We start from the raw sequence: 11,930 nt of genomic DNA, 5'->3' as shown, positions 1-11,930 counted from the left end.
CTAACGAATGACCGATTTCTGTCCCACTCTCTTTACTATTTCAGAGCTCGGTTACTTCTTTTAAGGAATTTCTTGGAGGAAACAAAAGAAAAACAGAGATGGAAGAAATTACTTTTCTTCCATCTCTGTTTTTTGTCCGTGAATAGCTTTTTTAAGCCACCAAAGTGATCCGACTAGGATCAGGGCAGCAAGCCAAAAAATCCAAGCCTCAATAGTGGTTAGAAAAAAGTAGAGAGCGATAGCATCGACCAATAAAAGTGGGATGAGAATCTGTTTTCTTATTTTCATAAGAATATTGTATCATAAATCCTAGAGGAAACAAGTGAAATCAAGCCTTCCTAGGTATTTTGTAGGATTCGAAAAGGTCAGATAGGATTAGTTAGTGAATTTTCTTTCAGGAGTGCATCTTGGTCCCATTTGTGGTAAAATAGTAAAGATATGAGTAAAGAATTTCATCATGTAACGGTTTTGCTTCATGAAACGATCGATATGCTGGATGTTAAGCCAGATGGGATCTATGTAGACGCCACATTGGGTGGGGCAGGCCACAGCGAATATTTGTTAACAAAATTAAATGAATCAGGCCATCTCTATGCCTTTGACCAAGATCAGCATGCGATTGAGAATGCTAAGATTCGTTTGGCACCTTTCATTGAGAAAGGCATGGTGACCTTCATTAAGGATAACTTTCGTCATTTGAAGGAACGTCTAAACGAATTGGGTGTGACTGAAATTGATGGAATCTGTTATGACCTAGGTGTCTCTAGTCCTCAGTTAGATGAACGGGAACGTGGATTTTCTTACAAGAAAGATGCGCCGTTGGACATGCGGATGAATCAAGAAGCTTCCTTAACAGCCTATGAGGTCGTCAATAGCTACGATTACCATGATCTAGTTCGCATTTTTTTCAAATATGGAGAGGACAAATTTTCCAAGCAAATTGCGCGGAAAATTGAGCAAGCACGAGCAATTAAACCGATTGAAACGACGACTGAATTAGCAGAGATTATTAAATCTGCTAAACCAGCTAAGGAGCTCAAGAAAAAGGGTCATCCTGCTAAACAGATCTTCCAAGCCATTCGTATCGAAGTCAATGATGAACTGGGAGCGGCGGATGAATCGATTCAGCAAGCTATGGATTTGTTGGCCCTCGATGGTCGTATTTCTGTGATTACCTTTCATTCGTTAGAGGATCGATTGACCAAACAATTGTTTAAAGAAGCTTCGACGGTTGAGGTTCCAAAAGGACTTCCCTTTATTCCAGATGATTTGAAACCAAAGATGGAGTTAGTCAACCGGAAACCTATTTTGCCAAGTGAAGAAGAGCTTGAGGAAAATAATCGATCTCATTCAGCAAAATTACGGGTTGCTCGAAAAATACACAAGTAAGAGGAATTGATATGGCAGCAAGAGATGAGAGAACAAGAACACAGGTACTGCAAGACCGCTTTCGCCGTTTCTCTAGAGTAGAAAAGGCTTTTTATGGGTCGATTGTCCTAACAGCTGTGATTTTAGCCATTAGTATCGTCTTTATGCAGACACGGATTTTACAAGTTCAAAGTGAATTGACTGATTTGAATACGGAACTAGAAGCCAAAAAGACGGAATTGGCAGATGTTCGTCAAGAGGTCAATGAATTAACACGTTATGATCGTTTATCAAAGTTGGCTAGCTCCCAAGGAATGAAGCTGCAAAAAGAAAATCGAAAAACAGTGAGTGCAAGTAGTGATGAATAAATTTAAAAAATTTTTAATCAGGTATTCGATAAAGAAACGTCGCTTGCCGGATCAGAATCGAAAACAAGTTGGGAAAAATCTCAGTGTACTGGCGATTTTCCTCTTTTTTCTCTTTCTGATTAATTTTGCAATGATTATTGGGACTGACAAAAAATTCGGTGTGACCTTATCGGATCAAGCAAAAAAAGTCCATGAGCAGACGGTTATTGTTCCTGCAAAACGTGGAACGATCTATGACCGAAATGGAGCAGTAATTGCTGAAGATGCGACGACCTATAATGTTTATGCCATTATTGATAAAAAGTACAAATCAGCAACCGGGAAAATCCTCTATGTAGAAGAGAGCCAATTTAAAAAAGTTGCAGAAATCTTTAAGCAGTACTTAGGGATGGATGAGGATTACGTCATTCAACAGTTGTCGCAAAAGAAATTGAAACAGGTTTCTTTTGGGTCGAACGGAAACGGTATAACTTATAGCAATATGACGGTCATCCGTGAGGCCATGGAAGCGGCGAAGATTGAAGGGGTTGCCTTTACAACTAGTCCAAATCGAAGCTATAAAAATGGAGTTTTTGCTTCTCAATTTATAGGTCAGGCCTCTCTTCAAGAAGATAAAGAGGGGAATAAAACCCTGAAGGGGCAATCAGGGATGGAGAAATCCCTCGATCGCATTCTCGCTGGTCAAAATGGGGTTATCACCTATGACAAAGACCGAAACGGCAATATCGTTCCTGGTTCAGATAAGGTTTCTGTCAAAACAGAAGATGGAAAAGATGTCTATACGACCATTTCAGCAGAATTACAAACCTACCTTGAGACGCGAATGGATGTTTTCCAAGAAAAAGTAAAAGGAAAGTATGTTAGTGCGACTCTTGTGAGTGCAAAAACTGGAGAAATCCTGGCGACAACGCAACGTCCAACCTATAATGCGGATACCAAACAAGGGCTGGATCTGAAAAACTTGAAAACCTGGAATACCATCCTGTATCAAGATCAATATGAACCAGGTTCAACCATGAAGGTCATGTTATTAGCTTCGGCGATTGATCATGGAACCTTCCCAGCCTATAATGAAGTATACTACAGTAACGAACTACAAGTAAAAGATGCGACGATCCGTGACTGGGATGTCAATATGGGACTGTCTGAAGGTCGCTATATGAATATCGCACAAGGCTTTGCTTACTCAAGTAACGTGGGGATGACCCGCTTGGAGCAAAAGATGGGAAATGCTGTCTGGATGGACTACTTAACCCGCTTTAAATTCGGTCTTCCGACCCGTTTTGGAATGGGAAATGAAGCTTACGGGGGTCTTCCAGGGGATAACTATGTCAGTCAAGCCATGTCTTCTTTTGGTCAAGGGATTTCCGTCAGTCAAACTCAAATGTTACGGGCCTTTAGTGCCATCGCTAATGATGGACAAATGTTGGAGCCGAAGTTTATTAGTGCTATTTACGATAAAAAATCAGACACAGCCCGCAAATCAAAAAAAGAAGTTGTTGGAAAACCAGTTTCAGGATCAGCTGCACAACAGACACGGAACTATATGATCACCGTCGGAACAGATCCAGAGTATGGAACCTTGTACAGTGATGGACCCATCATTCAGGTACCCGGTCAAAACGTTGCGGTGAAATCAGGGACTGCCCAAATGGCGACAGATCAAGGATACTTGCAAGGAGAAAATGATTATATCTACTCGGTTGTAGCCATGACACCTGCAGAAGATCCTGAATTCATCATGTATGTGACGGTCCAACAACCAGAAGTGAAATTCTCATTCACCAGCTGGGAAGAGCTGGTCAATCCTATTTTGGAAGATGCAGTTGCTTTAAAAGACGAATTGCATCTAACATCAGAGGCACCAACTTTGGATGATGTGACCAAAGAAACGACCTACAAAATCCCTTCAGTAGAAACTCTCTCTAAGGAGTTGAATCTGAAACAAAATCTGAGCCCAGGTGCTTATTCAGAGGAATTGCGTCGCAATTTGGTGCAACCAATTGTCCTAGGAACCGGGAAAAATATCCGCAAGATGTCTGTGGATGTAGGCTCTAAAGTCAAAGCCAATCAGCAAGTATTGTTATTGACAGAAGACTTTGATGCGGTTCCAGATATGTACGGTTGGACAAAGAAAAATGCGGACATCTTTGGAGAATGGACTGGAATTGAGATTACCTATAAAGGTAGTGGAAAGAAAGTAACCAAACAAAGTGTCAAAATGAACACCTCACTTAATAAAACTAAAAAGATTACGTTAACATTAGGAGACTAAGATGTATATTGCTACGATCCTTGTATCGTTTCTATTAACAGTGGCTGCTATTCCAGCCTTTATTCGATTTTACCATCGTGCTCATATTTCCGGGCAACAAATGCACGAAGATGTGAAACAACACAAAGCGAAAGCTGGCACTCCGACAATGGGTGGAGTTGTATTTCTCATTACAGCCGTTCTAGTTAGTTTTGTCGTTACCGTATTGACTGGAAATTTCACGCGCCCTGTTCAACTTATTCTATTTATCTTGATTCTATATGGAATTGTTGGATTTTTGGATGACTTTTTAAAAGTTTTTCGTAAGATTAATGAAGGTCTCAATCCAAAACAAAAATTGGCCCTTCAACTTGTTGGTGGAATCATCTTCTATATTTTTTCTGAACGCCACGGTGCAGGAAGCCTTTTAAATGTCTTTGGTTACGATCTTTACTTGGGCCATTTCTACATTCTCTTTGCTTTATTTTGGTTGGTTGGTTTTTCAAACGCGGTCAATTTGACAGATGGGATTGATGGATTAGCCAGCATCTCCGTTGCTATTAGCCTGAGTGCTTATTCCTTTATTGCCTATATGCAAGGAAAATGGGACATTCTCTTTGTGACTTTGAGTATGATTGGGGCCTTGCTTGGATTTTTTGTCTTCAACCACAAGCCAGCTAAAATCTTTATGGGAGATGTCGGTAGTCTAGCTCTTGGAGGGATGCTTGCAGCCTTGTCAATGGCTCTGCATGTCGAGTGGACGCTGCTCCTGATTGGTCTGGTCTATGTCATTGAAACAGGTTCTGTGATGCTACAAGTGACCTATTTCAAATGGACCAAGAAACGCTACGGAGAAGGACGTCGGATTTTCCGAATGACTCCTTTCCACCATCATTTAGAACTGGGTGGTCTTTCTGGAAATGGCCAAAACTGGTCAGAATGGAAAGTGGATGCCTTTATGTGGTCCATTGCCTTGGTAACAAGTGTCGTGACTCTAGTCCTTCTCTACCTATAAAACGACGGTGGGCTTGCCCATCGTTTTTTTACTGACTCAGAGAGAATTCGCTGGTTAGGAAAAATGACTCATAAGAGAAGCAAGAAGACAGCTTTTCTGATATAATAATAGAGATCATGAAAGGAACTGAGAAAATGAAATTTACAGAGTTTAATTTTAAGCCCTATATTCAAGAGGCGCTGAAAGAAATCAATTTTAGAGAAGCAACCGAAGTACAGGAAAAGCTAATTCCGATTGTCCTAGCTGGAAATGATTTAGTGGGAGAATCAAAGACAGGTTCTGGGAAAACCCATACTTTTCTCTTACCGATTTTTCAAACGTTAAACGAAGACAGCCAACAAGTTGAAGCGGTCATCACGGCTCCTAGTCGGGAGTTGGCAACGCAAATTTACCAAGCTGCTCGTCAAATCGCTAGTCATTCTGAAAAAGAGATTCGGATTGTGAATTATGTTGGAGGAACGGATAAAAGCCGTCAGATTGAAAAACTCCAGGTCAAACAACCACATATCGTGATTGGAACTCCAGGCCGAATTTATGACCTGGTTGCATCTGGTGATCTGGCTATTCATAAAGCCCATACTTTTGTGGTAGATGAGGCGGACATGACACTGGACATGGGATTCTTGTCAACCGTGGATAAGATTGCTTCAAGACTTCCGCAACAACTGCAATTTTTAGTTTTTTCAGCCACCATTCCGCAGAAATTACAACCTTTCTTGAAAAAATATCTCTCAAACCCAGTCATGGAGCAGATTAAGACCAAGACGGTGATTTCAGATACCATCGATAATTGGCTGGTTTCGACCAAGGGTCGGGATAAAAATGAGCAAATTTACCAATTGACCAAGACCTTGCAACCTTATTTGGCTATGATTTTCGTTAATACCAAAACGAGAGCAGATGATCTCCATGCCTATTTAGTGGCTCAAGGATTAAAAGTGGCGAAGATTCACGGAGATATCCAACCACGTGAACGGAAACGGATCATGAATCAGGTTAAAAATCTTGATTTTGAGTATATTGTGGCCACAGATTTGGCGGCGCGTGGAATTGATATCGAAGGGGTGAGTCATGTCATCAATGATGCTATTCCACAAGATCTTTCATTCTTCGTTCACCGTGTCGGTCGGACAGGACGCAATGGTCTACCGGGTGTCGCTATTACTCTTTATCAACCGAGTGATGATTCAGATATCCGTGAACTAGAAAAAATGGGCATTCGTTTCGTACCGAAAGTGTTGAAAAATGGGGTTATTGAAGATACTTATGATCGGGACAGACGAGCGAATCGTGAGAAAAAGCAAGAGAAACTCGACATTGAAATGATTGGTCTGGTGAAGAAGAAAAAGAAAAAAATCAAACCAGGCTACAAGAAAAAAATCAAATGGGCAGTTGATGAAAAGAGGAGAAAAGCTAAGCGAGCTGAAAACCGTGCGCGTGGTCGGGCAGAACGAAAGGCCAAACGTCAAACTTTCTAACCCCTTCTTTCAAATGTTCAGAAGAAAACATAGATTTTCTTTATGAACTCCATAAAGAAAAACTATTAGGAACTTGTCTAAAATTATGATAGACTAAATTTGAGTAGTCTATCATTTTTCTATTTCTGTAGCAATTTTTGGAATTCCGATAGTGAATGTGATAGAATGTTTATGTTCGAGAAAGGAAGTAACAAAAATGTTTACAACTAATCTTTTAGCTGCCAACTGGTATGCTGACTTTTTAAAACACGTTCCAGATAGTAAGCTGTTTAGTTTGAGAGCCGTATTGGATGCATTTCCGGCAGTCATAGGGAAATTGCCTGTGACGATTTTATTAGCCCTAGGAGGTGCATTTTTTGGGATTATTTTTGCCATGATTTTTGCTCTGGTCAAAATTAATCGTGTACGAATTCTTTACCCGATTCAAGCTGTTTTTGTCAGTTTTTTACGGGGGACTCCTTTGTTGGTTCAGTTGATGTTGACCTATTATGGGATTCCTCTTATTTTAAAAGCGATCAATCAGTCTTATGGAACAGCTTTTAATATTAATGCCATTCCGGCTGAGCTGTTTGCAATTGTTGCTCTTGCCTTTAATGAGGCGGCTTATGCGAGTGAGACCATCCGGGCAGCCATTTTATCAGTGGATCCTGGTGAAATTGAGGCAGCGCGTAGTCTTGGGATGACCAACCGTCAAGTTTATCGCCGGATTATTATTCCCAATGCAGCAGTCGTTGCAACTCCTACTTTAATCAACTCTCTCATCGGATTGACCAAGGGGACTTCGCTAGCCTTTAGTGCCAGTGTGGTTGAAATTTTTGCCCAAGCACGGATTATTGGGGGGAGCGATTTGAAGTACTTTGAACGCTTTATCACGGTATCGATTGTTTACTGGATTGTGAACATTCTCATTGAAATACTAGGCCGTCACATTGAACGTCGACTGGATATTGAGACTCCCGTAGCAATTGATTTACCAGATCAGGAGGTCCGGATCTAATGATTTATATTTCAGAATTATCAAAGACATTTTCAGGTCAAAAGGTTTTAAATAATCTAAGTTTAGAAATTCAAAAAGGGGAAGTCGTGGCCCTAATCGGGTCTTCGGGAGCTGGTAAATCAACCTTCTTACGCAGTTTAAACTATTTGGAAGCACCAGATAGTGGTAGAATTAAGATTGATGATTTCGAAGTTGATTTTGAGCACATTACTCAAGATCAAATCTTAACCTTAAGAAGAAAATTGGCCATGGTGTTCCAACAGTTTAATTTGTTTGGTAGAAAAACAGCCCTTGAAAATGTGAAAGAAGGGCTCGTTGTTGTGAAGGGCTTATCCGATCAAGAAGCAACGAAAATTGCTCGAGAAGAACTGGCAAAAGTCGGTTTATCGGATCGTGAAAATCACTATCCTCGTCACCTCTCAGGTGGACAAAAACAACGGGTGGCTTTGGCCCGTGCCTTGGCTATGAAACCAGAAGTTCTTTTGTTGGATGAACCGACTTCAGCCTTGGATCCAGAATTGGTTGGAGAAGTTGAAAAATCCATTGCCAATGCAGCAAAATCAGGACAAACCATGGTACTGGTCAGTCATGATATGTCTTTTGTAGCGCAAGTAGCAGATAAGGTCTTATTTTTGGATAAAGGACGGATTATTGAATCTGGAACACCAGAGGAAATCATGCAACATCCAAAAGAAGAACGGACAAAAGAATTCTTTGCTAGTTACAAACGGACCTATGTTTGATATAATAGAGGAGAGGTAAGACTCAGCTGGCGATGCTAGCTGGGTTTGTTTTCTGAAAATGTAAAAATATTTGGAGTCGTGATGTTAAATAAATTATTGTCCTTATATTTACAAAGTTTAGTGACGACAACGATTTTAGTTGGGATCGCTTCTTGTATTTGGATTGGCTACCGTGCCCTTAAGAAGAAAGATAAAACAGCCAAGCAACGACAAGCCCATTTGTATGATATCCTCTTAATTGATATCATGACGATTCCTATTTTAACCTTTGCGGTCATAGGGATTTTGTTTATCTTTCAAGCACGATAATTGCAAAAAGACCGTGTTAGAATTATAATGGTTACAACAAAACAGAAAGAGGTTGAGTATGTTTGATACAGTGATTATTGGAGCGGGTCCTGCAGGGATGACTGCTGCCCTTTATGCAGCACGAAGCAATTTAAAGGTCGCATTGATTGAGAGAGGAATTCCAGGCGGTCAAATGAACAATACGTCTGACATTGAAAACTATCCTGGCTATGCGAATATTAGTGGCCCAGACTTGGCTGAAAAAATGTTTGAGCCTTTAGAAAATCTTGGTGTGGAACATTTGTTTGGACAGGTAGAGCGCATCGAAGACCACGGAGCAACCAAAAAGATTGTCACAGATGATGGGGAATTTGAAGCTAAAACCGTGGTGATTGCAACAGGGTCTAACCACCGTTCATTGAATGTCCCTGGTGAAGAGGAGCTAAATAGTAGAGGGGTTTCCTACTGTGCTGTTTGTGATGGAGCTTTCTTTAGAGACGAGGATCTCTTGGTCGTTGGTGGAGGTGATTCTGCGGTAGAAGAAGCTGTTTTTTTGACTCAGTTTGCAAAAACAGTGACCATTGCCCATCGTCGTGATCAATTGCGTGCTCAAAAAGTTCTTCAAGATCGTGCCTTTGCCAATGATAAAATTCACTTTGCTTGGAATACAGTTGTTGAAGAAATTAAGGGTGAACAAAAAGTAACGTCTGTCCTTTTAAAAGATGTGAAGACAGGAGAGGTTAGAGAGCAAGCCTTCGGTGGTGTCTTTATCTATGTCGGTTTAGATCCTGTCAGTGAATTTGCGACAGAACTTGGTATTTTAGATGAAAATGGCTGGGTGGTCACGGATGATCATATGAGAACCACAGTCCCAGGTATTTTTGCAGTTGGCGATGTTCGTCAAAAAGATTTGCGTCAAGTGACGACAGCCGTCGGAGACGGTGCGATTGCTGGCCAAGAAGTTTATAAATATATCACAGAAAACTTTTAATCCAAAAAATCTGAGCTTCCTGTCTCAGATTTTTTTCATTCTTTCCTTTCAGTATTCAATAGGACTGAAATGTGCTATAATGGTACTAATTTTATGGTAGGAATTCATAGAACAAATCTATAAAAAAGAGGTATACATATGTATCCAGATGACAGTTTAACCTTGCATACTGATTTATACCAAATCAATATGATGCAGGTCTATTTTAATCAAGGTATCCACAATAAACATGCCGTATTTGAAGTCTATTTTCGTCAACAGCCTTTTAAAAACGGCTACGCAGTATTTGCTGGCTTAGAGAGAATTGTGAAATACTTGGAAAACTTGAGTTTTTCTGAGAGTGATATTGCCTATTTAGAGTCACTTGGTTATCATGGGGCCTTCTTGGAATATCTCCGTGATCTCAAGTTGGAATTGACGGTACGCTCGGCTCAAGAAGGAGACTTAGTCTTTGCGAATGAACCAATTGTTCAGGTAGAGGGCCCTCTGGCTCAGTGTCAATTGGTGGAAACAGCCCTTTTGAATATCGTCAACTTTCAAACCTTGATAGCCACAAAAGCTGCTCGTATTCGTTCAGTCATTGAAGATGAGCCTTTGATGGAATTTGGAACCCGTCGTGCGCAAGAAATGGATGCGGCCATTTGGGGCACTCGTGCGGCAGTCATCGGAGGGGCCAATGGGACTAGTAATGTTCGTGCAGGAAAACTCTTTGGAATCCCAGTTTTAGGAACTCATGCCCATTCTCTTGTACAGGTTTATGGAAATGACTACCAGGCCTTTAGGGCTTATGCGGAAACCCATAAAGATTGTGTCTTCCTCGTCGATACCTATGATACCCTTCGTATTGGGGTACCAGCAGCTATTCAGGTAGCACGTGAAATGGGAGATAAAATCAATTTCCTAGGCGTCCGGATTGACTCAGGAGATATTGCCTATATTTCTAAAAAGGTCCGCCAGCAATTAGATGAGGCTGGGTTTACAAATGCTAAAATCTACGCTTCTAATGACTTGGATGAAAATACCATCCTCAACTTAAAAATGCAAAAAGCAAAAATTGATGTTTGGGGTGTAGGAACCAAGTTAATTACAGCTTACGATCAACCAGCACTTGGAGCGGTATACAAAATTGTCTCTGTTGAAAACGAAGCAGGAGAGATGATCAATACTATCAAGCTTTCCAATAATGCAGAGAAAGTTTCTACTCCAGGTAAAAAGCAAGTCTGGCGGATTACGAGCCGTGAAAAAGGTAAGTCAGAAGGGGACTACATCACTTATGATGGAGTAGATGTTTCACATCTGACAGAACTTAAAATGTTCCATCCAACTTATACCTACATTAATAAAACAGTCCGAAACTTTGAGGCGATTCCTCTTTTAGTGGATATTTTTAAAGAGGGTCAATTGGTTTATCAACTGCCAACATTATCAGAAATTCAAGAATATGCTCGTAAAAATTACGATCAATTATGGGATGAATACAAGCGCGTCCTCAATCCACAGCATTACCCAGTTGACTTGGCCAAAGATATTTGGCAGGATAAGATGGACCTGATCGAGGAAATGCGTAACAAGGCCAATGGAGAAGGAGAAGCAAAATGAGTTTGCAAGAAGAGATTATCCAACAATTGGGTGTCAAGCCTAGCATTGATCCTCAGGAAGAGATTCGCCGCTCGGTTGATTTCTTAAAAAGATATCTAAAAAAACATCCCTTCTTGAAAACATTTGTATTAGGGATCTCAGGAGGGCAAGATTCAACTCTTGCTGGACGATTAGCTCAATTGGCCATGGAAGAAATGCGCGCAGAAACAGGAGATGCCTCCTATCAATTTATTGCCGTTCGTCTTCCTTATGGGGTACAGGCAGATGAAGCAGATGCACAAAAAGCATTGGCCTTTATCCAGCCGGATGTTAGCCTGGTTGTGAATATCAAGGAGTCTGCTGACGAAATGGTACGAGCAGTAGAAGCGACTGGAACAGAGGTTTCTGATTTTAACAAAGGCAATATCAAGGCTCGCAGTCGCATGATTGCTCAGTATGTTTTAGCAGGTGCGCGGAGTGGAGCCGTTATTGGGACGGACCATGCAGCGGAAAATATTACAGGTTTCTTCACAAAATTTGGAGATGGTGGTGCAGATATTTTACCCCTTTTCCGTTTGAACAAGCGCCAAGGAAAACAATTGCTTAAAGCCTTGGGAGCTGATCCTGCTCTCTATGAGAAAATCCCAACTGCAGATTTGGAAGAAGAAAAACCAGGAATAGCAGACGAAGTAGCGCTGGGTGTCACCTATAATGAAATCGATGATTACCTAGAAGGCAAACAAGTGAGCCCAGAAGCTCAAGCCACTATTGAAAAATGGTGGTACAAAGGCCAACACAAACGCCACCTGCCAATCACAGTATTTGATCATTTCTGGGAGTAAAAAGGTCC

At 40.9% G+C, this 11,930-nt stretch carries 12 protein-coding genes; 11 read left to right on the top strand and 1 reads right to left on the bottom strand.

Translation table 11 applies throughout. The features are described 5' to 3' along the window. Positions 1-108: 108 nt before the first annotated feature. Positions 109-288, bottom strand: a complete 180-nt coding sequence (locus HMPREF3002_RS01145; protein WP_070664882.1) for a hypothetical protein — start codon at positions 286-288, stop codon at positions 109-111. A 150-nt stretch (positions 289-438) separates the two neighbouring features. Between HMPREF3002_RS01145 and rsmH the strand changes: the two genes are divergently transcribed. The 11 genes from rsmH (at position 439) to nadE (ending at position 11,922) form a co-directional block, all read left to right on the top strand. Further along, entirely contained in the window at positions 439-1,389 is a 951-nt protein-coding gene (rsmH, locus tag HMPREF3002_RS01140) for a 16S rRNA (cytosine(1402)-N(4))-methyltransferase RsmH (protein WP_003010377.1), read from the top strand. A gap of 11 nt (positions 1,390-1,400) precedes the next feature. After that, positions 1,401-1,736, top strand: a complete 336-nt coding sequence (gene ftsL / locus HMPREF3002_RS01135) for a cell division protein FtsL (protein WP_070664880.1) — start codon at positions 1,401-1,403, stop codon at positions 1,734-1,736. After that, complete coding sequence (gene pbp2X, locus HMPREF3002_RS01130) at positions 1,729-4,011, top strand: penicillin-binding protein PBP2X (RefSeq protein WP_070664878.1); 2,283 nt, start codon at positions 1,729-1,731, stop codon at positions 4,009-4,011. The genes ftsL and pbp2X overlap by 8 nt, the downstream gene beginning before the upstream one ends. Before the next feature lies 1 nt (position 4,012). Then, the gene (gene mraY, locus HMPREF3002_RS01125; protein ID WP_003014926.1) at positions 4,013-5,005 is read left to right on the top strand and encodes a phospho-N-acetylmuramoyl-pentapeptide-transferase; all 993 of its coding nucleotides are present in this window, start codon (positions 4,013-4,015) and stop codon (positions 5,003-5,005) included. Between the two features lie 134 nt (positions 5,006-5,139). Then, the gene (locus HMPREF3002_RS01120; protein ID WP_070664913.1) at positions 5,140-6,483 is read left to right on the top strand and encodes a DEAD/DEAH box helicase; all 1,344 of its coding nucleotides are present in this window, start codon (positions 5,140-5,142) and stop codon (positions 6,481-6,483) included. 196 nt (positions 6,484-6,679) lie between these two features. Further along, positions 6,680-7,480 carry an amino acid ABC transporter permease gene (locus tag HMPREF3002_RS01115; RefSeq protein WP_024054761.1) on the top strand — a complete coding sequence of 267 codons (801 nt, stop codon included), beginning with the start codon at positions 6,680-6,682 and terminating at the stop codon, positions 7,478-7,480. Then, positions 7,480-8,223: an amino acid ABC transporter ATP-binding protein gene (locus HMPREF3002_RS01110; RefSeq protein WP_070664876.1), complete on the top strand. Its 744-nt coding sequence runs from the start codon at positions 7,480-7,482 to the stop codon at positions 8,221-8,223. Before HMPREF3002_RS01115 ends, HMPREF3002_RS01110 begins: the two co-directional genes overlap by 1 nt. Before the next feature lie 81 nt (positions 8,224-8,304). Next, positions 8,305-8,532 carry a DUF4059 family protein gene (locus tag HMPREF3002_RS01105; protein WP_003003995.1) on the top strand — a complete coding sequence of 76 codons (228 nt, stop codon included), beginning with the start codon at positions 8,305-8,307 and terminating at the stop codon, positions 8,530-8,532. Positions 8,533-8,590: 58 nt separating this feature from the next. Next, complete coding sequence (gene trxB / locus HMPREF3002_RS01100) at positions 8,591-9,502, top strand: thioredoxin-disulfide reductase (RefSeq protein WP_003010366.1); 912 nt, start codon at positions 8,591-8,593, stop codon at positions 9,500-9,502. 138 nt (positions 9,503-9,640) lie between these two features. After that, entirely contained in the window at positions 9,641-11,101 is a 1,461-nt protein-coding gene (locus tag HMPREF3002_RS01095) for a nicotinate phosphoribosyltransferase (RefSeq protein ID WP_009732324.1), read from the top strand. Continuing rightward, entirely contained in the window at positions 11,098-11,922 is an 825-nt protein-coding gene (gene nadE, locus HMPREF3002_RS01090; RefSeq protein ID WP_049498843.1) for an ammonia-dependent NAD(+) synthetase, read from the top strand. The genes HMPREF3002_RS01095 and nadE overlap by 4 nt, the downstream gene beginning before the upstream one ends. Positions 11,923-11,930 lie beyond the last annotated feature (8 nt).

The sequence above is a fragment of the Streptococcus sp. HMSC065E03 genome, assembly GCF_001815045.1.
Taxonomy (GTDB): Bacteria; Bacillota; Bacilli; order Lactobacillales; family Streptococcaceae; genus Streptococcus; species Streptococcus parasanguinis_AD.
The sequence above is the reverse complement of the archived record's forward strand: the minus strand, read 5'-3'. Positions and strand labels throughout refer to the sequence as shown.

Excerpts from the sequence above, each read along its gene's own strand:
- HMPREF3002_RS01095 (WP_009732324.1), top strand. The coding sequence starts at position 9,641 with ATGTATCCAGATGACAGTTTAACCTTGCATACTGATTTATACCAAATC.
- rsmH (WP_003010377.1), top strand. The coding sequence starts at position 439 with ATGAGTAAAGAATTTCATCATGTAACGGTTTTGCTTCATGAAACGATC.
- nadE (WP_049498843.1), top strand. The coding sequence starts at position 11,098 with ATGAGTTTGCAAGAAGAGATTATCCAACAATTGGGTGTCAAGCCTAGC.
- HMPREF3002_RS01120 (WP_070664913.1), top strand. The coding sequence starts at position 5,140 with ATGAAATTTACAGAGTTTAATTTTAAGCCCTATATTCAAGAGGCGCTG.
- HMPREF3002_RS01145 (WP_070664882.1), bottom strand. The coding sequence starts at position 288 with ATGAAAATAAGAAAACAGATTCTCATCCCACTTTTATTGGTCGATGCT.
- HMPREF3002_RS01110 (WP_070664876.1), top strand. The coding sequence starts at position 7,480 with ATGATTTATATTTCAGAATTATCAAAGACATTTTCAGGTCAAAAGGTT.
- mraY (WP_003014926.1), top strand. The coding sequence starts at position 4,013 with ATGTATATTGCTACGATCCTTGTATCGTTTCTATTAACAGTGGCTGCT.
- ftsL (WP_070664880.1), top strand. The coding sequence starts at position 1,401 with ATGGCAGCAAGAGATGAGAGAACAAGAACACAGGTACTGCAAGACCGC.
- HMPREF3002_RS01105 (WP_003003995.1), top strand. The coding sequence starts at position 8,305 with ATGTTAAATAAATTATTGTCCTTATATTTACAAAGTTTAGTGACGACA.
- pbp2X (WP_070664878.1), top strand. The coding sequence starts at position 1,729 with ATGAATAAATTTAAAAAATTTTTAATCAGGTATTCGATAAAGAAACGT.
- HMPREF3002_RS01115 (WP_024054761.1), top strand. The coding sequence starts at position 6,680 with ATGTTTACAACTAATCTTTTAGCTGCCAACTGGTATGCTGACTTTTTA.
- trxB (WP_003010366.1), top strand. The coding sequence starts at position 8,591 with ATGTTTGATACAGTGATTATTGGAGCGGGTCCTGCAGGGATGACTGCT.